At 55.1% G+C, this 19,898-nt stretch carries 19 protein-coding genes and 1 riboswitch; of the genes, 9 read left to right on the top strand and 10 right to left on the bottom strand.

All coding sequences use genetic code 11. From position 1 onward, the window contains the following. The first annotated feature begins 37 nt into the window (after positions 1–37). Both OGW17_RS05565 and yegS read left to right on the top strand, forming a co-directional pair. Positions 38–412: a helix-turn-helix domain-containing protein gene (locus OGW17_RS05565; RefSeq protein WP_012131676.1), complete on the top strand. Its 375-nt coding sequence runs from the start codon at positions 38–40 to the stop codon at positions 410–412. Positions 413–558: 146 nt separating this feature from the next. Next, a complete protein-coding gene (yegS, locus tag OGW17_RS05560) occupies positions 559–1,458 on the top strand; it encodes a lipid kinase YegS (RefSeq protein ID WP_012131675.1) in 900 nt (299 codons plus the stop codon). A 78-nt stretch (positions 1,459–1,536) separates the two neighbouring features. On the opposite strand, the gene OGW17_RS05555 is transcribed toward yegS, so the two are convergent. The 4 genes from OGW17_RS05555 to dalD form a co-directional block, all read right to left on the bottom strand. Further along, the gene (locus OGW17_RS05555) at positions 1,537–2,199 is read right to left on the bottom strand and encodes an HAD family hydrolase (protein ID WP_048902422.1); all 663 of its coding nucleotides are present in this window, start codon (positions 2,197–2,199) and stop codon (positions 1,537–1,539) included. A gap of 48 nt (positions 2,200–2,247) precedes the next feature. Then, positions 2,248–3,525, bottom strand: coding sequence for an RbtT/DalT/CsbX family MFS transporter (locus OGW17_RS05550; RefSeq protein WP_012131672.1), 1,278 nt, complete (start codon positions 3,523–3,525; stop codon positions 2,248–2,250). Positions 3,526–3,592: 67 nt separating this feature from the next. Next, positions 3,593–5,056: a xylulokinase gene (gene xylB / locus OGW17_RS05545; protein ID WP_071258934.1), complete on the bottom strand. Its 1,464-nt coding sequence runs from the start codon at positions 5,054–5,056 to the stop codon at positions 3,593–3,595. Positions 5,057–5,065: 9 nt separating this feature from the next. Further along, positions 5,066–6,433, bottom strand: a complete 1,368-nt coding sequence (gene dalD / locus OGW17_RS05540) for a D-arabinitol 4-dehydrogenase (RefSeq protein WP_047462567.1) — start codon at positions 6,431–6,433, stop codon at positions 5,066–5,068. Positions 6,434–6,642: 209 nt separating this feature from the next. Here dalD and OGW17_RS05535 point away from each other — a divergent pair, with 209 nt between their 5' ends. Continuing rightward, positions 6,643–7,584, top strand: a complete 942-nt coding sequence (locus OGW17_RS05535) for a sugar-binding transcriptional regulator (protein WP_012131669.1) — start codon at positions 6,643–6,645, stop codon at positions 7,582–7,584. Here the strand turns inward: OGW17_RS05535 and OGW17_RS05530 are convergent. Then, the gene (locus tag OGW17_RS05530) at positions 7,581–8,612 is read right to left on the bottom strand and encodes a LacI family DNA-binding transcriptional regulator (RefSeq protein WP_071258936.1); all 1,032 of its coding nucleotides are present in this window, start codon (positions 8,610–8,612) and stop codon (positions 7,581–7,583) included. The two genes, OGW17_RS05535 and OGW17_RS05530, sit on opposite strands and share 4 nt — an antisense overlap. A 164-nt stretch (positions 8,613–8,776) precedes the next feature. Here OGW17_RS05530 and OGW17_RS05525 point away from each other — a divergent pair, with 164 nt between their 5' ends. Together OGW17_RS05525 and OGW17_RS05520 are read left to right on the top strand one after the other, a co-directional pair. Further along, positions 8,777–9,526, top strand: coding sequence for an SDR family oxidoreductase (locus tag OGW17_RS05525; protein WP_024130189.1), 750 nt, complete (start codon positions 8,777–8,779; stop codon positions 9,524–9,526). Between the two features lie 11 nt (positions 9,527–9,537). Next, positions 9,538–11,145: an FGGY family pentulose kinase gene (locus OGW17_RS05520; protein ID WP_071258938.1), complete on the top strand. Its 1,608-nt coding sequence runs from the start codon at positions 9,538–9,540 to the stop codon at positions 11,143–11,145. A gap of 61 nt (positions 11,146–11,206) precedes the next feature. Here the strand turns inward: OGW17_RS05520 and fbaB are convergent, their stop codons facing one another. Continuing rightward, positions 11,207–12,259, bottom strand: coding sequence for a class I fructose-bisphosphate aldolase (fbaB, locus tag OGW17_RS05515; RefSeq protein ID WP_012131665.1), 1,053 nt, complete (start codon positions 12,257–12,259; stop codon positions 11,207–11,209). 252 nt (positions 12,260–12,511) lie between these two features. On the opposite strand from fbaB, the gene OGW17_RS05510 reads away from it, so the two are divergent. Genes OGW17_RS05510 through OGW17_RS05500 form a run of 3 tightly spaced genes read left to right on the top strand, consistent with a single transcriptional unit; the run spans position 12,512 to position 15,752 of the window. Next, a complete protein-coding gene (locus OGW17_RS05510; protein ID WP_047462559.1) occupies positions 12,512–13,789 on the top strand; it encodes a nucleoside permease in 1,278 nt (425 codons plus the stop codon). After that, entirely contained in the window at positions 13,786–14,790 is a 1,005-nt protein-coding gene (locus OGW17_RS05505; protein WP_071258940.1) for an ADP-ribosylglycohydrolase family protein, read from the top strand. The genes OGW17_RS05510 and OGW17_RS05505 overlap by 4 nt, the downstream gene beginning before the upstream one ends. Next, entirely contained in the window at positions 14,787–15,752 is a 966-nt protein-coding gene (locus OGW17_RS05500) for a PfkB family carbohydrate kinase (RefSeq protein ID WP_071258943.1), read from the top strand. Before OGW17_RS05505 ends, OGW17_RS05500 begins: the two co-directional genes overlap by 4 nt. On the opposite strand, the gene OGW17_RS05495 is transcribed toward OGW17_RS05500, so the two are convergent. From OGW17_RS05495 to thiM, 3 genes are read right to left on the bottom strand one after another with little or no spacing between them, the layout of a single operon-like run. Beyond that, entirely contained in the window at positions 15,726–16,472 is a 747-nt protein-coding gene (locus OGW17_RS05495; RefSeq protein ID WP_071258946.1) for a GntR family transcriptional regulator, read from the bottom strand. The genes OGW17_RS05500 and OGW17_RS05495 overlap by 27 nt on opposite strands. Before the next feature lie 44 nt (positions 16,473–16,516). Beyond that, positions 16,517–17,317 (bottom strand): bifunctional hydroxymethylpyrimidine kinase/phosphomethylpyrimidine kinase, encoded by an 801-nt coding sequence (thiD, locus tag OGW17_RS05490; protein ID WP_047462552.1) that lies wholly within the window; start codon positions 17,315–17,317, stop codon positions 16,517–16,519. After that, on the bottom strand, positions 17,314–18,102 hold the full coding sequence (thiM, locus tag OGW17_RS05485; protein ID WP_071258948.1) for a hydroxyethylthiazole kinase: 789 nt from the start codon (positions 18,100–18,102) through the stop codon (positions 17,314–17,316). Before thiM ends, thiD begins: the two co-directional genes overlap by 4 nt. A 31-nt stretch (positions 18,103–18,133) precedes the next feature. Beyond that, positions 18,134–18,231, bottom strand: a riboswitch (TPP riboswitch). A gap of 281 nt (positions 18,232–18,512) precedes the next feature. Here thiM and rcnB point away from each other — a divergent pair. Beyond that, positions 18,513–18,833, top strand: a complete 321-nt coding sequence (rcnB, locus tag OGW17_RS05480) for a Ni(II)/Co(II) efflux transporter accessory subunit RcnB (RefSeq protein ID WP_024130186.1) — start codon at positions 18,513–18,515, stop codon at positions 18,831–18,833. A 73-nt stretch (positions 18,834–18,906) separates the two neighbouring features. Here the strand turns inward: rcnB and OGW17_RS05475 are convergent, their stop codons facing one another. Beyond that, positions 18,907–19,887, bottom strand: coding sequence for a fimbrial protein (locus OGW17_RS05475; protein WP_012131656.1), 981 nt, complete (start codon positions 19,885–19,887; stop codon positions 18,907–18,909). Positions 19,888–19,898: the final 11 nt, after the last annotated feature.

Genomic DNA, 19,898 nt, shown 5'->3' with positions numbered 1-19,898 from the left:
ACAACTATTAGCATGTAAATGTAAAAAAGGTAATCTTATGGCCGCTATCCAATTTATTACAGACAGTCGAGGCCGCAGAGTCTCTGCTGTTGTGCCAATTGACCTCTTCGAAAAGTTAGTTAGCGACAGAGATCTTGATGAACTGTATGACACTGTACAAGACGAATCAGGCGCATCTGATAATGTTCGTTACCCCAACGAAGTGATCAGCATACTTTCTGAGCGAAATTGCACCATGCAAGCGGCATGGCGCATTTACAGAGGGATGACGCAAAAACAGGTTGCGGAAGCCCTGGGCATCAAACAGGCGACTGTCTCAGAGTTTGAGAAGTCAGAACGCCCACGTAAAGATAACATCGAAAGATTAGCAAAACTGTATAACTGCGCTCCCGAGCAACTCATCCTCGAATAGCCCAAAAAGCCCCGGTTTCCGGGGCTTTTTGGGCTGAGTCTTTATCCTTTCCTTTACGCTCCTGATTCATTTTCAGCCTGTTCTGACCTTTCCGCGCCTTTTCTGCTATACACTTTCAACAGGTTAACGACAGAGGCAAACAAAGGATGGCTACGTTTCCCGCCAGCTTACTGATTTTAAATGGCAAAGGCGCTGATAATCAGCCCCTGCGCGACGCGATAGGGCTACTTCGCGATGAGGGCGTGGAGATTCACGTCCGGGTCACCTGGGAAAAAGGCGATGCCCAGCGTTATGTTGATGAAGCCAGACAGCTTGGCGTTGAGACAGTCATTGCGGGCGGCGGCGACGGCACTATCAATGAGGTTTCCGCCGCGCTGATTCAGTGTCAGGGCGGCAACGTTCCCGCGCTTGGCATTTTGCCTCTGGGCACGGCCAATGACTTCGCCACCAGCGCTGGCATCCCGGAAGCGCTGGATAAAGCCTTAAAACTGGCGATTGCCGGTAACGCGGTTGCGATCGATATCGCTCAGGTCAACGATAAAACCTGCTTTATCAATATGGCGACAGGGGGATTCGGGACGCGCATCACCACCGAAACGCCGGAAAAACTCAAGGCCGCGCTGGGCGGCGTCTCTTACTTTATTCATGGGCTGATGCGCATGGACACCCTCAAGCCCGATCGCTGTGAGATTCGCGGCGAGAATTTTCACTGGCAGGGCGATGCGCTGGTGATTGGCATTGGTAATGGTCGTCAGGCCGGTGGCGGACAACAGCTCTGCCCTGGCGCACTCATTAATGACGGGCTGCTGCAACTGCGGATCTTCACCGGGGAGGAGCTGCTTCCGGCGCTGTTTTCCACATTGACGCAGCCGGAAGAGAACCCCAACATTGTCGATGGCGCATCCGCCTGGTTTGATATTCAGGCTCCGCATGAAATCACCTTTAACCTCGATGGCGAGCCGCTCAGTGGTCAGGAATTTCATATTGAAATACTTCCCAACGCGCTGCGTTGCCGTTTGCCGCCAGACTGCCCGTTACTGCGCTAACGAAAAAAGAAAGTAAGCGCAGAGAGGGATAATCAGACCGGCGACATCCCGGAACCTCTGCGCTCACAAACGGGTCATTTACCCTGCGGCCCTAACCGGCGGGGCCAGCGTCTCCAAGAGTTGCGGCATTGACGTGTAGCGCCCGATGGCCTCGCTAAAGCAGGGGTGCTGGCAGCCGTCAGACACCACAATGGTATCAATTCCGGCGGCCTGCGCGGCGCGAAAACCGCTCAGGCTGTCTTCAATCACCAGACACTCTGCGGCGGGCAGGCCCAGCTTTTTCAGCGCGGAGAGATACACCGCCGGGTGCGGTTTGCCGTAGCGTTCATCGTCAGCGCTGCAAATGACGTCAAAATGCCCCCGGAGATTAAGTTTAGAGAGAACAGCCTCAATAACCTGATGGGATGATGACGTAGCCAGCGCAATCCGATACCCCCTGTGGCGAAAATGATGCAATACCGCGTAGACGCCGTCCATCGCTTCGCCTTCCGTTGCAATAAGTCCGGTAATGCGTTTGCGAATGGCCGACTCCAGCACCCCGGGGTCTGTCTGCAACGGGCAGTATTCGCACCAGACGCGGGCAATCTCATCCAGTCGCTTCCCTTTGGTTAACGTTTCACACTCCTCGTCATTAACCGTCACTCCCCAGCCTGCCAGCGCGTCTTTTTGCGCCTGACGCCACAGCCCTTCGGAGTCAATGATGACGCCATCCATGTCGAAAATTACCGCTTTACTCTTCATCATTTGCCGCCTTAAAAAGACCCGGCAGCGCAGCCGGGCCCGACATCATTAAGAAATACCGACCGTTTCGCCTTCACATGCCTCCTGACGCGTGAATCCGGGTTGTTCAACACGAATGAACGGACACAGAATAAACGCCACAATATAGAGCAACGTATACGCAATCACGACGCCAATGGTGCTGAAGTGCGGTAACAACACCACGGCGATCGCCGGGGCGAGGAAGTTGGAAAGCCCAGCCGACAGGTTGTAGACCGAAATCGCGGCCCCTTTGTGTTTTGGCTCAAGCGCAGGAAAGACGGCGGCCATCGGCACAAACGCGGCAACGAAGATCCCCAGCGCGATTGCCGGAACCAGCGCCATCGCGAAGTTATGGCCAAAGTGCTGCGGAATGTAATAAAACGCGAGGCTGGAGAGCGCCATCCCGATGCAGCCAAACCAGCGGACAACCTTCATCCAGCCCATTTTCTCTGCCAGTACGCCCCAAAAGACGTTGGAGAAGATGGTTGTGAAGAAGAACGCCGCCCATACCTGTAGCCATTCAGAGGTGGTGAAGCCCAGTTCATCCACAAACATCATCGGCATGACCACCGCAAAACCGAACAGCGATAACGTATTGATAATACGCACGATGCTGGACAACATAATGCTACGGTTGGTGTAAAGCAGCGTGACCGCACGCCCCAGTTCGCTGAACTTTTCACGGGTGGTGAGGTTTTGCATATGGCGCGGCGTTTCAATTTTACGCAGCGAAACCAGCGCGATAACACCGCCGGTCAGGCAGAACGCCAGCGCCAGCCACAGGGTGCCCATTTCGCCAATATGCGGAATGGTAAAACTCGGGATATAACTGCCGAAAACGCCGATCCCAATAGAGTAGACCGCCCAGAACCAGCCCAGCGCGGCGCTGGTGCTGTCGCTACGGACGTTATGCACAATGGCGACGATAAACGCATAAAGGAACAGCGGATACGCCAGACCGCGAATACCGTAAAACAGCAGAATTAAGGCGTAGTTGGACTGACCCAGCCCAAAAACGAGGAACAATACGTGGAATACGCACCACAGCACAAAGCCGATCATCATGGTTTTTTGCGGCGTGATGATCTCCGCCACTACGCCGGATACCCAGGCCGACAGCGCCGCCGCCAGGCCATATAGCGTAAAGGCGAAGGAGGCTTCCGCCGGGGTAAAGCCCAGCGCTTTGATGTAGTGCGACAAAAATGCCAGCTCGAAACCATCACCAGTCATGAATACGGCGATGGCGATATACCCCCAGACCAGACTTAAGGGTAATCCCAGCCATTGTTTGTTAGTTAACGACATATTGACCTCGTTTTAGGGTGCAGGGAGCCACTCCGGTACATTCACCGGAGGGCTTTTGTTATAGAAATTATTGATTTCGATAGTTCAGGTCGTTTCGGTACAGTGCGTTAAACTGCTGATAACGCTGCATCAGCGCCGTGTGACGAACCGGATCGCCATACCAGGTTTTGTAGACTTCCGGTTTTTCGCAAACGGACGCCAACGGTTTACCTGCCGCAAGGCACGCCAGTCGCGCCGCGCCCAGCGCGCCGCCGGTTTCTCCGCCTTTGTGCGTCACCACGGGCATATCCAGAATATCTGCCAGCAGTTGCGCCCAGAACGGACTTCGGGCGCCGCCGCCCACCAGCGAACATTGTTCGATATTTGTACCGCTCTCCTGCAAAACACGGAGCCCGTCAGCAATGCCGAAACTGACGCCTTCCAGAACCGCATACCCCATCAGCGCGCGCTGGCTGGAGTGCGTCAGCCCCCAGAACATGCCCCGGGCGTCAGGATCGTTATGCGGCGTGCGTTCGCCGGAAAGGTACGGCAGGAACATCGGCGCGCTGGCTTTTTCTGCATCGCTTAACTGCGCGATTTCTTCCAGCAGTTCCGTTTCCGTTGTCCCCACCAGGCGGCAGAACCATTGCAGACAGCTGGCGGCGCTGAGCATTACGCTCATCTGGTGCCACAAATTCGGCAGGACGTGGCAAAAAGCATGTACTGCGGATTGCGGCGCGGGACGGTACGCGTCCGTCACCACAAACAGCACGCCGGACGTCCCCAGTGAAATAAACGCATCGCCGGGCGATACCGCGCCAACGCCAATAGCGCTGACCGCGTTGTCTCCGCCGCCCCCGGCGACCACCACCGAAGGGTTTAACCCCCAGCGTTGCGCGACGACGGGATCGAGCGTGGCAGAAATATCGCAGCCTTCCACCAGCACCGGCATATTGGCCCGCGTCAGCCCGCATTTCTCCAACAGCGCATCCGACCAGTCGCGCTTCTCGACGTCAAGCCACAGCGTCCCTGCCGAATCGGACATGTCGGAGACTTTTTTACCCGTCATTTTGAAACGCAGATAATCCTTCGGCAGCAGCACCGTTTCGATGCGGGCAAAATTCTGCGGTTCATGGCGACGCACCCACAGCAATTTCGGCGCGGTAAACCCCGGCATCGCCAGGTTACCGGCAACCTGATGCAGCTCTGGGGCAATTTCTTCCAGCTCCGCACACTCCTGGGCGCTACGGGTGTCATTCCACAAAATCGCCGGGCGGATCGTATTCCCGGCGGCATCAAGCAGTACCGCGCCATGCATCTGACCGGAAAGACCGATCGCCTTAATCGCCTGCCAGTGATGACCACATTTCTCCCGCAGGGTGGACATCAGATACTCCGTCGCGTCCCACCAGGCTTCCGGTGATTGCTCTGACCAGTGTTGATGGGGCCGCTGAATCGTCAGCGGCGCGCTATGGGTGGCGACAATGTCATTATTTTCATCAATGACCAGCGCCTTCACTTCAGATGTGCCGAGATCGATACCCAGATACATAGCCACCTCTCAGTTAATCAGCGTGTGAACAGCGGCGATTTTCTCGCGCAGCAGCGCGGCGAAATCATCACGTTCCGTCAGGTCGCCAAACAGCGCTTTATCACTGGCATACGCCGCGATCGGATCGGCGGATTCAAACATGGCATGTACCGCTGGCGCATCCAGAATGCCGTCCTGGTATTCATAAGGCAGCGTGCCCTTGTGCCACTGCTCCATGAAGACGTAAAACAGTGCGGGCAGCATAGCGGTAGCGTTCGGCCGCGCACCGCGCTGATAGCACTCGCGCAGCGTCGGCGCAATCATCGCCGGGATTTTCGAGAATCCGTCGGCGGCAACGCGCTGGTTGGTATCCTGAATATGCGGGTTGGTAAAACGCTTAAGCACCACATCACGATAGGTCGGGAGATCGATGCCGTTATCTCCCAGGCAAGGGATCACGTCTTCCGTCACGTAGCGGTCGGCAATCTGGTAGATAAAGTCCGTCAGGGTACTTTCATGAATATACTGCTGGCCGATTAACGTACCCGCCCACGCAATGCAGCTATGTGATGAGTTGAGGATGCGGATTTTTGCCTCTTCATACGGGATAACAGACGTCACCAGCTCCACACCGACATTTTCCAGCGCAGGACGCACATCGCGGAAACGATCTTCAACCACCCACTGGATAAAGGTTTCGCCCATTACCGGCGCTTTATCATCAATGCCCGTCTGCGCTTTGATACGCGCCGGAAGATCGGCTGCCGGACGCGGCGTGATGCGGTCCACCATCGTATTCGGGCAGGTCGCATTGGCGCTAAGCCAGTCAATCACCGCCTGTTTGCCGGTCAGTTGTAAAAACTCAACCAGACCATCGTGGAACCGTTCACCGTTGTGACGCACGTTGTCGCAGTTGAGCAGCGTCAGCGGCCCTGCGTTATTGGCCATACGCGCTTCCAGAATGCGGGTAATGACGCCGTAAATCGTTTTACAGCCGCCGTTGAGATCGCTCGCCAGATCGGGGTTATTCACTTCCAGCTTGTGGCTGGTGTTCAGGTAGTAGCCCCCTTCCGTCACGGTAAAGGCAATCACTTTGGTCTGCGCTCTGGCGCCTTCGGCAATCAGCGGCTGCAAATCCGCCTGCCACGGCAGCAGTTTCTGAATCGACGTGATCTCTTCGTACTCACGTTCGCCCTCCGGGCTGACCGTTTCCAGCACATAACGACCGTTTTGCGCCGCCAGCGCCTGCACAACGTGCTCGGCGTCATTGCGAATATTACCGGCGGCAATGTGCCAGCGCGTATCGCCGGAAGCGATCAGACGATGCAGATACCACGCCTGATGGGCGCGGTGAAAAGAACCTAAGCCAATATGAAGCCATGTGTATTGATCGTTCATTGTTCTGCTCTCCAGTGAGGTTATGCCTGCACTCTAGTCGATCATTTGTATTAAATAAGAGCCGTAGATCACAAAAGAGCAATTGCTCTATAAAATTACAAATGACCACAAAAGAGCAAAGAGCTTGCCTCAATCCTGAGCACCCGCCAGAATGACCTTATCGGTTGAGGGAAATTAACGCCCCAACGCCACTCTTAAGGTAGGGAAACGTGAGCAAAGAAGATGACATCAGGCTGGATCAGAAAGTCCGGGCCGCATGGATGTACTACATTGCGGGTTTAAACCAAAGTGAGATAGCCAGCCAGCTTGGGACGTCAAGACCGGTGGTACAACGCCTTATCGCTGCGGCGAAGGAGGAAGGCATTGTTTCGATTGGTCTGCACCATCCTGTCGCGAACTGCCTTGATTACGCGCAGCTTTTGCAGGAAAAGTATCAGTTAATTAACTGCAATATTGTTCCCGCCTACAGCAGCGAAAGCACCCTCGACAGCGTAACCTTTGGCTGTTATCAACTGATGGCCCGCTACTTACAGGGCGACAAACCGACGGTAGTCGGCATTGGTTCCGGGTTGACGCTGAAAAAAACCATCAAACGCATTGATTTCGACAGTCGCAATACGCGCTGCGTGGCGTTGATCAGCGCCATGAACGAACACGGACAATGTAACTATTACGATGACGTCCCGCTATTGCTGGCGCGTAAAATTCAGGGCAAATATTACCAGTGGCCCGCGCCACGCTATGCGCAATCCTGTGATGAATACGAGATGTGGTGCACCAGCCGTCTGTTTCGCAACGTCTCTGCCGTCGCCGAAGCGTCGGAGGTCATTTTTGTCGGCATCGGCGCGCTGGGGAAACAGAGCCCTATCTTCAAAGACGGTTTTATCAATGAGGCGCAACTGGACGAACTGACCGCGCGCGGCGGCGTAGGAGAAATACTTGGCCGCTTTATTGACGCAGACGGCAACGTAGTGGATAGCCTCATCAACCGCTACATCACCAGCTACGATATACGCCAGAGCCAGTGTCCGCGTATTGCGGCGGCCTGCGGTGAAGATAAGCGCCCTGCTATCCTCGCCGCACTGAAAGGCGGCTGGATCAACGGTCTGGTCACCGATGAACATACCGCGCGCTGGTTGCTGACGCGCTAACGCGCCATGTTCTGGCTGGCGATCAATTCCGGCGGGATCTCAATACGACGTATTGTGGTGTCGCCGGAATCCACAATCTCAAACACTTTGTCCAGCATGGCTGGCACATCCTGGCGCACCATATCGATATCGTGCCCCAGCAGAGAGACAAACGGGTCCCAGTCAAAACAGCCCATTGGCGGCTGATGGCTTCCCGTCTGCCCGTTCTGCGCCAGCCAGCGCACCACCCCTTCGAGCGAAATTGTCGAATTAACAAACAGCCCCGGCAGCGGAATATCAGGCGACGGGTAGACCGATTTCAGTAGCCCTTCCACCCTTGCGGAAGAATACCCCGTAACCAGTTGCTGCGTTTCCGGCACCGTCAATCCATGCGCTTTATGCGCGTCGAGGAAGCCGCGCAAGCGTTCGGCGGTGTTATTGTCGGTGATTCGCCCCCCCACAAACGTCAGCGGAGCCAAAACGCCATACCGCTTTTGGCTGCTGGCGAGAATGCTTTCCGTCAGCGCTTTAGCCCCCGCATAGTTATCCGAAATAATCGACGGCGCCAGCGTTCCGGGCAGATCGAGGTTCAGCGTGGGCACACCCGCCTGATGACACATCTGCGCGATCTTATCCGGGTGCGTCGCCCCGGTGGCGATAACCCAGTCCACCTGCCAGGAGAGCATCGCCCTCGCCGCTTCAACCTCCAGCTCCGGTTGACGCCGCGTACAGGTAATGATGGGCAGCAGCCCCCTGTCACGCGCCATCTCTTCAAACTTTTCAGCAATGGAGCCAAAGTAGCGGTTGTCGTATTTCGGGACAATCATCCCGATGACATTCGATTTCTTACTGCGAAGCAGGCTGGCCTGTCGGTTCACCGCATATCCCTGCTCTTCAGCAATCCGGGTCACCTTCTCCGCCAGCTTTGCGCTAATGCGTCGCTTCTTCCAGTTGCCATTCAAAATTGCGCTCACCGCGCTGGCGGAAACCCCGGTTAACTCAGCCAGGTCGTAGATGGTTGTTTTCTTCGTTTTCTCAACGCGCGTCACAAAATCGCCTCTTCATTTTGAATGTCTCTTGCTGAGGAAATAAACAAGTGCTAGATCAGCTTCATCGATTGAGCAATATGCTTCACACGCCAGTCAGAACGCCCCCGTTCTTCGCGCAGAAGCAAATACACCTTAAAAATCACCTATGCATAAAGGATTATAAAATGAATCACTCTGTCCCCTCCATGAATACTTCCCTCAACGGCAAGGTTGCAGCCATTACCGGCGCAGCCTCCGGTATCGGCCTTGAATGTGCGAAAACCCTGCTTGCCGCAGGAGCAAAAGTGGTCCTGATCGACCGAGAAGGCGAGAAGCTGAAGAAAATCGTCGCGGAACTGGGCGATAACGCGTTTGCGCTGCAAATCGACTTGTTCAATACCGGGCAGGTCGACAACCTGCTAGCAGGCATTATCGAGCTGGCCGGTGGGCTGGATATTTTCCATGCTAACGCAGGCGCTTACATTGGCGGGCCGGTCGCCGAGGGCGATCCTGACGTCTGGGATCGCGTACTGAACCTCAACATCAATGCCGCATTTCGCTGCGTCCGCGCCGTATTGCCGCATATGATTGCGCAAAAATCCGGCGATATCATTTTCACCAGTTCTATCGCTGGCGTTGTACCGGTCATCTGGGAACCTATTTACACGGCCTCCAAATTTGCCGTTCAGGCCTTTGTCCATACAACCCGCCGTCAGGTGTCCGAACATGGCGTACGCGTCGGAGCCGTGCTGCCGGGGCCGGTAGTGACCGCGCTGCTGGACGACTGGCCGCAGGCGAAAATGGAAGAAGCGCTGGCAAATGGCAGCCTGATGCAGCCGATCGAAGTCGCAGAATCGGTACTGTTTATGGTCACTCGTTCGAAAAACGTCACTGTTCGCGATCTGGTTATCCTCCCCAACAGCGTTGATCTGTGAGGAAAAGCGCCATGAACAGCTTACAGAAAACCGTTATCGGCGTGGATGTTGGTTCAGGCAGCGTCCGCGCAGGTATCTTCGACCTGAGCGGCACGTTGCTCTCTCATGTCACGCAAAAAATCACGACCACTCATCGGAGCGGCAGTCGCGTGGAGCAGTCCAGCCAGGAGATCTGGCAGGCCGTTTGTCACTGCATCCGGGAAGCGCTCAGGCAGTCCGGCGCGGCGCCGGAAAGCGTGGCGGGGATCGGTTTCGACGCCACCTGCTCGCTGGTGGTTCTGGATAAAAACGGCGCGCCGCTCCCCGTGAGCGCCGAAGGCGATGCGGCGCAAAACATCATCGTCTGGATGGACCATCGCGCGACTGAACAGGCTGAACGCATTAACGCCAGCCAACATCCGGTGCTGAACTATGTCGGCGGGAAAATCTCACCGGAAATGGAAACGCCTAAGATTTTATGGCTGAAGGAAAATCGCCGCGAGGTGTACGAAAACGCATGGCAATTTTTCGACCTTGCAGACTTCCTGACCTGGCGCGCCACCGGCGACCTTGCCCGCTCCATCTGTACAGTCACCTGCAAATGGACCTGGCTTGCTCATGAAAACCGCTGGGACCCGGACTATTTCCGCACGATCGGGCTGGCAGAACTGGCTGATGACGAGTTTGCCCGCATCGGGCAGCGCATCGTGCCGCCGGGTACGCCCTGTGGCGACGGCTTAACCGCGCAGGCGGCGCAGGAGATGGGCCTGCCTGCGGGCACACCGGTCGCCGTGGGTCTGATTGACGCCCATGCGGGCGGCATCGGGACTGTCGGCGTTGAAGGCGGCGCCCTCAATAATATGGCATATGTGTTTGGCACCTCATCCTGCACCATGACTTCGACGAACGATCCCGTTTTCGTTCCCGGCGTCTGGGGGCCGTATTACAGCGCGATGGTGCCAGGGCTCTGGCTTGTTGAGGGAGGGCAAAGCGCCGCGGGCGCGGCTATCGATCAGCTATTGGCGTTTCATCCCGCCGCCGAAGACGCGCGGAAACTGGCGCAGGAGGCAGGATTACCGCTGCCGGTTTATCTTGCCGATCGGGTGTCAGAAAAAGCGCCGCAGGCGTCGGACGCCGTCACGCTGGTGGCGGGTATTCATGTTGTACCGGAGTTTTTAGGCAACCGCGCGCCGTTTGCCGACCCGCACGCACGCGCCGTTATTTGCGGATTGGGTATGGAACGCGACCTGGACAATTTACTGGCGTTGTATGTGGCGGGACTGTGCGGTATCGGTTACGGTTTACGGCAAATTATTGATGCGCAGAATGCCTGCGGCGTACGGAATAAAAATATCGTGATTAGCGGCGGCGCGGGTCAGCACCCTCTGGTGCGGCAACTATTAGCCGATACCTGCGGACTTCCGGTATTAACCACCCAGTGCAGCGAGCCCGTTCTATTAGGTTCCGCAATCCTTGGCGCCGTCGCCGGAAATATTTCCCCCTCGGTTGCCGAGGCCATGACGCAGTTTACGCATGTGGATACCTGTTATTACCCACAGACAGCGTATCAGCCATTGCATCATCGTCGTTACGAGGCCTATAAGCAGTTGCAACACATGGCGAAAATGCTCAGAGAGTGATTTTTGCGCCGTCCTGATAACCAATACCCCTCCCCGAAAACCTGGGGAGGGGTACATGACATCAGGCAATCGTCACTTTATTGTCCAGGTAGACGTCCTGCACGGCGTTAATCAGTTTCACGCCATCCGCCATTGTTTTCTTGAAGGCTTTACGCCCCAGAATCAGGCCCATGCCGCCCGCGCGTTTGTTGATAACCGCAGTACGCACAGCGTCGCTGAGATCGGTCTCACCGCCCGCCGCGCCGCCGGAGTTAATCAGCCCCGCGCGCCCCATATAGCAGTTGGCTAACTGGTAACGCACCAGATCGATAGGGTTATCGCTGGTCAGCTTGCTGTAAACACGATCGTCGGTGTAACCGAAATTCACCGCCTTATAGCCGCCGTTATTTTCCGCCATTTTTTGTTTGACGATATCTGCGCCAATCGTCGCCGCCAGGTGGTTAGCCTGCCCGGTCAGGTCGGCGGAAACGTGGTAATCCACGCCGTCTTTTTTAAATGCAGAGTTACGCAAGTATGCCCACAGGACGGTCACCATCCCCAGCTCATGCGCACGTTCAAAAGCGGCGGAAATCTCTTCAATCTGACGACGCGACTGCTCAGAACCGAAGTAAATGGTCGCGCCAACGGCCACGGCGCCCAGATTGAACGCTTGCTCAACGCTGGCATAGAGCGTTTGATCGTACTCCGTTGGATAGCTCAACGTCTCGTTGTGGTTCAGTTTGACGAGGAACGGAATGCGGTGCGCATAACGGCGTGAAACCGATGCCAGTACTCCATACGTCGAGGCCACGCAGTTACAGCCTGCTTCAATAGCCAGTTCGACGATATTCTTTGGATCAAAATAAAGCGGGTTTGCGGCAAACGACGCCCCGGCAGAATGTTCAACGCCCTGATCGACGGGCAGAATGGAGAGGTAGCCCGTTCCGGCCAGACGTCCGGTATTATACAACGTCTGCATGTTACGCAGTACGGCAGGCGGACGATTGTTATCAACCATCACGCGGTCTACGTAGTCATGTCCGGGTAAATAAAGTTGGTCAGAAGGAATGGTCATACAACGATGCTGTAAAAGGCTGTCGGCGTCTTTGCCAAGCAACTGCGCAATATCAGTCATAGCTATGCTCCCGTAAGTTCCGATTGAGTACCGGAATGTGGATTGTCCTGACCCGCGTTTTGCGGGCAGCAATAAGCCTGGTACCGACCGGCCATTTTTTCCATCTATAGCGCATTTTTCAGCGCTATCTGCTGGCACGTTTCAGGTACGAAAAAGTGTTACAGCAGTCAAATTTACGCCCCAAAGGTATTTAAAAGGTATTATTAAGTGGTACTGTCATCACGTACCTTACCTGTCATGAAGGATTTAACGATGAAAACTACAGTGAAACTGTCGTTCATGATGTTCGTGGAGTGGTTTATCTGGGGCGCCTGGTTCGTCCCCCTCTGGCTTTGGCTGAACAAAAGCGGTTTTAGCGCCGGAGAAATCGGCTGGTCTTACGCATGTACCGCGATTGCCGCCATTCTCTCGCCGATTCTCGTCGGCTCACTGACTGACCGCTTTTTCTCCGCACAAAAAGTGCTGGCGGTGCTGATGTTCGCAGGCGCAGTCCTGATGTATTTCGCCGCGCAGCAAACGACATTCGCCGGGTTCTTCCCGCTGCTGCTGGCCTACTCCTTAACCTATATGCCCACTATTGCGCTGACGAACAGCATCGCCTTCGCCAACGTGCCGGACGTCGAGCGCGATTTCCCACGCATTCGCGTGATGGGCACCATTGGCTGGATCGCATCCGGGCTGGCGTGCGGCTTCTTACCGCAAATGCTGGGCTATAACGATATCTCGCCAACCAATATTCCGCTGTTGATCACCGCAGGCAGTTCCGTCCTGCTGGGCGCTTTTGCGTTCTTCCTGCCGGATACGCCGCCAAAAAGCACCGGCAAGCTGGACATTAAAGTTATGCTGGGGCTGGATGCGCTGATCCTGCTGCGCGATAAAAACTTCCTGGTCTTTTTCTTCTGCTCGTTCCTGTTTGCGATGCCGCTGGCGTTCTACTACATCTTCGCGAATGGCTATCTGACGGAAGTCGGCATGAAAAACGCCACCGGCTGGATGACGCTGGGCCAGTTCTCCGAAATCTTCTTTATGCTGGCGTTACCCTTCTTCACGAAGCGCTTTGGCATTAAAAAGGTCTTACTGCTTGGTCTTATCACTGCGGCAATCCGCTACGGCTTTTTTGTTTACGGCGGCGCGGAAGAATATTTCACCTATGCCCTGCTGTTTCTTGGCATTTTGCTGCACGGCGTCAGTTACGACTTCTACTATGTTACGGCCTATATCTATGTCGATAAAAAAGCGCCTGTGCATATGCGTACTGCCGCTCAGGGGTTGATCACCCTCTGCTGTCAGGGGTTTGGCAGCCTGCTGGGCTACCGTCTCGGCGGCGTGATGATGGAAAAAATGTTTGCCTATAAAGAGCCGGTAAACGGCCTCACCTTCAACTGGGCGGGCATGTGGACATTCGGGGCGGTGATGATCGCCGTGATTGCCGTGTTGTTTATGATTTTCTTTCGCGAATCCGACAAAGAGATCACTGCGATTAAAGTGGACGATCGCGATATTGCGCTGACACAAGGGGAAGTTAAATGAAAGCTGAACGTATTCTCGGTGCCCTTTATGGGCAGGCGTTAGGGGATGCGATGGGAATGCCGTCGGAGCTATGGCCCAGAACGCGCGTAAAAGCGCATTTTGGCTGGATTGATCGCTTTCTGCCCGGCCCTGCGGAAAATAACGCGGCCTGCTATTTTAACCGCGCTGAATTTACTGACGATACGTCGATGGCGCTGTGTCTGGCGGATGCGCTGCTGGAGCGCGACGGGCAGATCGACCCGGACCTGATTGGCCGTAACATTCTGGACTGGGCGCTGCGCTTTGACGCCTTTAATAAGAACGTTCTTGGCCCAACGTCGAAAATTGCGCTGAACGCCATTCGTGACGGCAAGCCCGTTGCTGAACTGGAAAACAACGGCGTGACCAACGGGGCGGCCATGCGCGTTTCCCCACTGGGGTGCTTGCTTCCGCCACGCGATCTGGATGCGTTTATTGATGATGTAGCCCTGGCCTCCAGCCCGACGCATAAGTCAGACCTGGCTGTTGCTGGTGCGGTCGTTGTGGCATGGGCTATCTCACGCGCGATTGAAGGTGATTGCTGGTCTGATATTGTCGATTCGCTACCGGCTATCGCCCACTATGCGCAGCAAAAACGCATCACGACCTTTAGCGCCTCGCTCTCGGCTCGCCTGGAGATCGCACTGAAGATCGTCCGTGACGCGAACGGCATTGAATCCGCCAGCGAGCAGCTTTACCAGGTGGTTGGCACGGGCACCAGCACCATTGAATCGGTGCCCTGCGCCATCGCAATGGTCGAGCTGGCCAATACCGACCCTAACCGCTGCGCCATTCTGTGCGCCAATCTCGGCGGCGACACCGACACCATTGGGGCGATGGCAACGGCGATTTGTGGCGCGCTGCACGGCGTGGAGGCCATCGAGCCAGCGCTGAAAGACGAGCTGGACGCGGTAAACCAACTGGACTTCATGCGCTATGCCACCGCGCTGGCGCGCTATCGCCAGCAGCGGGAGGCGGTATGAACACAACGCGCCTGCGGGCGTTGCTGCCCGATTTAACCCGCCGCCAGCCGGTGACGGTCGTGGGCGCTGCGGTCATTGATGTGATTGCCGATGCTTACGCGCTGCCCTGGCGTGGCTGCGATATTGAGCTTAAACAGCAAGGCGTCAACGTCGGCGGCTGCGCGCTCAATATCGCCGTCGCTTTAAAGCGTCTGGGGATTGAGGCCAGTAATGCCCTGCCCCTCGGTCAGGGCGTATGGTCAGACATTATTCGTCATCGCATGGCGAAAGAGGGGTTACACAGCCTGATCGACAACGCAGAGGGAGACAACGGCTGGTGTCTGGCGCTGGTAGAACCGGATGGCGAACGCACGTTTATGTCGTTCAGCGGCGTTGAGAACCAATGGAATGCCGACTGGCTGGCGCAGTTGACAATTCCGCCCGACAGTTGGATCTACTTTTCCGGTTATCAACTCGCCTCGCCATGCGGCGAACTGCTGGTGAGCTGGCTGGAAGGGTTAGAGCGCGTGACGCCGTTTATCGACTTCGGGCCGCGAATCGGCGACATTCCCGACCCGCTAATGGCGCGGATTATGGCCTGCCATCCGCTGGTATCGCTGAACCGTCAGGAGGCAGACATTGCTGCCGAACGGTTTGGCTTTAGTCATGAACCTAACGCGTTTGGCGCCGCCTGGCTTGCGGCGTTTGCCTCACCGGTTATTGTCCGCCACGATAAAGACGGAGCATGGTATTTCAGCCAGCAATCATCCGGCTGCGTGCCGGCATTTGCCACAACGGTCGTCGATACCATTGGCGCGGGAGACAGCCACGCGGGAGGCATGCTGGCCGGGCTGGCATCCGGCTGGGCGCTTGCAGACGCGGTGCTGCTGGGGAACGCGGTCGCCTCCTGGGTGGTAGGCCATCGTGGCGGCGATTGCGCGCCAACGCGCGAGGCGCTACTCCTCGCACACAAAAACGTATAGATCGCTGCGACAGTAGCTGATGCTGTATTCAATGGGCCGCTGTTGCTGGTCAAGCGCCACCTGCTTGATCACCAGCACCGGCACTTTGCTGTCCATCTGAATATGTGACTGAAATTCCGCATCCGGCATGCGCGCGCTGACGCGAGAGCGTGTACGTTGCGGAAAGATATGCTGGCTGCGGAAATAGTCATACAGCGAGATCCCGATGGCGTCCGCATCATCAATCAGGTGCGCAGGCACCCAAGACTCCTCAATGGACACCGCATCCTCATCCACATAACGGATACGTTTGAGCAAGAACACATCGCTGCCTGCGGCGATCGCCAGCTGCTGCGCCACCTCATCCGGGCATTTCACTACCCGCTTGTTGACCCACAGGGTATCCGGCTTTTTACCGCGCAATACCACCTGCTGCGAAAAGCCGCGCGCCTCTTTCAGGGAATATTCGAAGATGTTGTTAATCTGCGTTCCATAGCCACGGGCGCGGGTTACGACGCCTTCTTCTTCCAGCGCCTGCATTGCCTTGCGCACCGTAATACGCGAAACGCCGGTCAACTGGCTGAGATCGCGCTCGCCGGGCAAAATGTTGCCATGCTCAAGAATCCCGCTGCGAACGGCATTTTTGACCGTCTCGGCAAACTTCCTGTACAGCGGCGTGTTATCCACCGCGGCAATTCGTTCATTCAGTTGCGCGATAAGCCGGGTATGCGCTTGTTCCATTTATCTTTTTCCAGGCCGACAAGTCTGGGATCAGTATACTACCATTACCACCACGCGTGGAAATGATGTACCGGGCCAATCCCCTCGCCTACCTCCAGCGTATCCGCCTGGGCTAACGCCGCCGAAAGCCATGTTTTTGCTTCCTGTACCGTATCGGCCCAGTTGCTATGGCGCGGGCGCAGCGCCGCCAACGCCGCCGACAGCGTACACCCGGTGCCGTGGGTATTTTTGGTCATCACCCGTGGGGCGGTAAAACGCTGCTCCCCTTCACGGGTAAAGAGCCAGTCCGGGCTTTGCGCATCATCCAGATGACCACCTTTCATCAGCACGGCGCCACAGCCCAGCGCCAGTAGCGCACGCCCTTGTTCCAGCATTTCCTGTTCCGTGCGGGCGTGCGGCGCATCCAGCAATGCCGCGGCCTCCGGCAGATTCGGCGTGATAATCGACACCTGCGGCAATAGCCGGCTACGCAACGTCTCCACCGCTGACGGAGAAAGCAGCGGATCGCCGCTTTTCGCCAGCATCACCGTATCCAGCACCACGTTTTGCACCTGGTGACGCTGCAAACGCTCTGCAACAGCTTCAACAATATCCGTTTCCGCCAGCATGCCGATTTTGGTGGTGTCGATACGCACATCGCTGAAGACAGAATCCAGCTGCGCTGCGACAAAATCGGGCTCAATGCGGTACACCGACTGCACGCCTCGGGTATTTTGCGCCACCAGCGCCGTAATGACGGAGCAACCATACGCGCCCAGCGCCGAAAAGGTCTTCAAATCGGCCTGAATCCCGGCGCCGCCGCTTGGGTCAGTGCCTGCAATGGTTAACGCGTTAATCCGTTTCATACCTGCTCCTCCGCATTAAGGTGATACAGCGCATCAAGAAAAGCCGGAATAAAGCTCCCGGGCCCCTGACTGCGTTCGGCAGCAGACTGCCCGGCCTGTTTCATCCAGCTACAGGCTGACGCCACATTGTCCAGCGTATTTCCCGGCAACGCGCAACTGGCCGCCACAACCGCAGATAAGGCGCATCCCGTCCCGACAACGCGCGTCATCAGCACATCGCCGCCGGTAACGCTGACGGTACGCTGCCCGTCGGTGACATAATCCACCTCCCCCGTTACCGCAACGACGGCCCCCGTCTGACGCGCCAGCGCCTGAGCGGCCGGTAACGCCGATACCGCCGTATCGGTGGTATCCACTCCACGCCCGCCCGCCGCTAATCCAGCCAGGGCGAGGATCTCCGAGGCATTGCCGCGTATTGCCCTGGGCTTAAGAGACAGCAGTTCCAGACAGAAACGGCGGCGATAATCGAGCGCGCCAACCGCCACGGGATCAAGCGTCCAGGGGGTTTTCGCTATATGGGCCTGCTCTGTCGCAGCGTGCATGGCCTCCGCGCGCGACCGGGTCAGCGTGCCGACGTTAATCAGTAACGCACTGGCGATAGCAGCAAACTGGCGCGCCTCTTCGGGCTCAATCACCATCGCCGGTGAGGCGCCTGATGCCAGTAATGTATTGGCGGTAAAGTTCTGTACGACGTCGTTCGTCATACAGTGGGTCAGCGGAGAAAGGATACGAAATTGTTGTAAGGTATGAGCCGCAAGCGTGCGGCTGTGCAGGTCAGGCTGCATGGTTCAGCTCCTGCCCGCGTGAAGAAGGGACACGAGCTGTGTCAGACTTCCCTACGCTGGCATTATCCAGATCAGGTAATACGGGTATGTCTCAGCCCTTCGTGAAAAGGGGCACCCCGAGTCGTTGAAACCGAAGCATTTATTATGCATGTTTCGCCAACAGGATACTGGGTGCGTCAGGGGATGTAAATCAGCGAAATGCCGATATCGCAGGCTCCAGCTCAGGTCAGATAGTTCCCAAAACCGTCATTCGTGATGTGAACTGCCTACGGCATGTGTTGCTTGCGCGCGCTTTCGTTTACACTTTTTACGAAATTATTGGCGTGATAACAAAATAGTTCTTGTCAGACTTGCTACACAGTGAGAATGATACACGACTGATTTTTATGACCCGAATACGTGGAGAGTTTATGGGTATGAAGAATAAATTTTTAATGGGCGCACTGCTGCTGGCAACCAGCGCAGTCTGGGCCGCACCCGCCGCAACGGGGATTGATCAGTACGAATTGAGCAGCTTTGTTGCCGACTTTACCCATTTCAAACCTGGCGATACCGTTCCTGAGCTGTACCGCACCGACGAGTACAATATTAAGCAATGGAAGCAACGCAATCTGCCAGCGCCCGACGCAGGAACCCACTGGACCTATATGGGCGGCGCTTATGTACTGATTAACGACACCGACGGCAAAATTATCAAAGCCTACGACGGCGAGATTTTTTATCATCGGTAAATGCTTTACTGTAAAAACAACAGACAAAACACGTCCTTTCATTCAGAAAAGGACGCGTTTTCAGAGAAATGACTTAATCATATGAAACAGCAAATATTACTTTGCTTTGCAAATTTCCAGGACGTAATGGTTCGTTGCTGACTCTGACATATTTTGCGGTAATCGGGATAGTATACTTATCCTCAATACTGGTCATTTTTACCATTGTTCTTAATATATCACCCTGCATTAAAGGCGTAGTACCTGAGCCACTGTATATCTGAAACCCCACACCTTTTGCACCCTCCGTCAGCGTATTTTTAAGTATCGTGCCGTTTTCATTCCAGTCACCATGAGAAACGTTGAAACTCACTGGATTAGTCGTAACATTATATACGCTATCACAGTTTAAAATCAGATTCGTGGTTCCTGTTTTCGTATTATTTCCAGTTATTATCTCATTTAATGTTGTTTCTGGCATCGCAATAACATATTGATTCTGTGAAAAATGGCAGGTCGTAGGTTTATGTTTTACTGTAAAAATAATGTTTTGTGAATAAGAAACATTACTGTTTAGCTTTCCCGTTATCCAACAAAGAATCCATGAGAAAAGATTATTATTACAGGTATTATCAGTAAGAATGCTGATAGCAGGACGGTTTAAGTTAATGCTATTACCTGAAACGGTTAAATCCGCAGTTCCAGACTTTATATAGTTCGCTTCAAGCGTAAACGACTTCGTATTGATCACATTATCTGTTGTAGTCTCCTGGTTACCAATCGTAATGGGAAACCCATTTCCAGTCAGCTTTAATTGCATAAAAATGGATTTCTGCGACCCAGTCCCTTTAAACTCAACGATATAATTTTGTAAAGGCGTCGCATAATACATCTTGTCGCTTGACGCATTACAGGTAAACGTATCATGTAAATTAGTTTTGACAGGAATCACCGCAGCACCTGATGTCATATCTATTTCAATAGATTGTTGTGCGGTTGTGTTATTCCCTAGTGAACATTTAGCCTGTGATAAGACAGGGAATAACAGTAATAATATTAACCAATACTTATTCATAGCAAGTCCTT

The sequence above is a fragment of the Citrobacter sp. CK181 genome (assembly GCF_030333595.1).
GTDB lineage: Bacteria > Pseudomonadota > Gammaproteobacteria > Enterobacterales > Enterobacteriaceae > Citrobacter_B > Citrobacter_B koseri.
Note: the sequence above shows the minus strand (reverse complement) of the source record. Positions and strands in the feature narration are given on the sequence as shown.

Bases quoted from the DNA above. Each gene is read 5' to 3' on its own strand.
- OGW17_RS05565 (WP_012131676.1), top strand. From the start codon at position 38: ATGGCCGCTATCCAATTTATTACAGACAGTCGAGGCCGCAGAGTCTCT.
- yegS (WP_012131675.1), top strand. From the start codon at position 559: ATGGCTACGTTTCCCGCCAGCTTACTGATTTTAAATGGCAAAGGCGCT.
- OGW17_RS05555 (WP_048902422.1), bottom strand. From the start codon at position 2,199: ATGAAGAGTAAAGCGGTAATTTTCGACATGGATGGCGTCATCATTGAC.
- OGW17_RS05550 (WP_012131672.1), bottom strand. From the start codon at position 3,525: ATGTCGTTAACTAACAAACAATGGCTGGGATTACCCTTAAGTCTGGTC.
- xylB (WP_071258934.1), bottom strand. From the start codon at position 5,056: ATGTATCTGGGTATCGATCTCGGCACATCTGAAGTGAAGGCGCTGGTC.
- dalD (WP_047462567.1), bottom strand. From the start codon at position 6,433: ATGAACGATCAATACACATGGCTTCATATTGGCTTAGGTTCTTTTCAC.
- OGW17_RS05525 (WP_024130189.1), top strand. From the start codon at position 8,777: ATGAATCACTCTGTCCCCTCCATGAATACTTCCCTCAACGGCAAGGTT.
- OGW17_RS05520 (WP_071258938.1), top strand. From the start codon at position 9,538: ATGAACAGCTTACAGAAAACCGTTATCGGCGTGGATGTTGGTTCAGGC.
- fbaB (WP_012131665.1), bottom strand. From the start codon at position 12,259: ATGACTGATATTGCGCAGTTGCTTGGCAAAGACGCCGACAGCCTTTTA.
- OGW17_RS05510 (WP_047462559.1), top strand. From the start codon at position 12,512: ATGAAAACTACAGTGAAACTGTCGTTCATGATGTTCGTGGAGTGGTTT.
- OGW17_RS05505 (WP_071258940.1), top strand. From the start codon at position 13,786: ATGAAAGCTGAACGTATTCTCGGTGCCCTTTATGGGCAGGCGTTAGGG.
- OGW17_RS05500 (WP_071258943.1), top strand. From the start codon at position 14,787: ATGAACACAACGCGCCTGCGGGCGTTGCTGCCCGATTTAACCCGCCGC.
- OGW17_RS05495 (WP_071258946.1), bottom strand. From the start codon at position 16,472: ATGGAACAAGCGCATACCCGGCTTATCGCGCAACTGAATGAACGAATT.
- thiD (WP_047462552.1), bottom strand. From the start codon at position 17,317: ATGAAACGGATTAACGCGTTAACCATTGCAGGCACTGACCCAAGCGGC.
- thiM (WP_071258948.1), bottom strand. From the start codon at position 18,102: ATGCAGCCTGACCTGCACAGCCGCACGCTTGCGGCTCATACCTTACAA.
- rcnB (WP_024130186.1), top strand. From the start codon at position 18,513: ATGGGTATGAAGAATAAATTTTTAATGGGCGCACTGCTGCTGGCAACC.
- OGW17_RS05475 (WP_012131656.1), bottom strand. From the start codon at position 19,887: ATGAATAAGTATTGGTTAATATTATTACTGTTATTCCCTGTCTTATCA.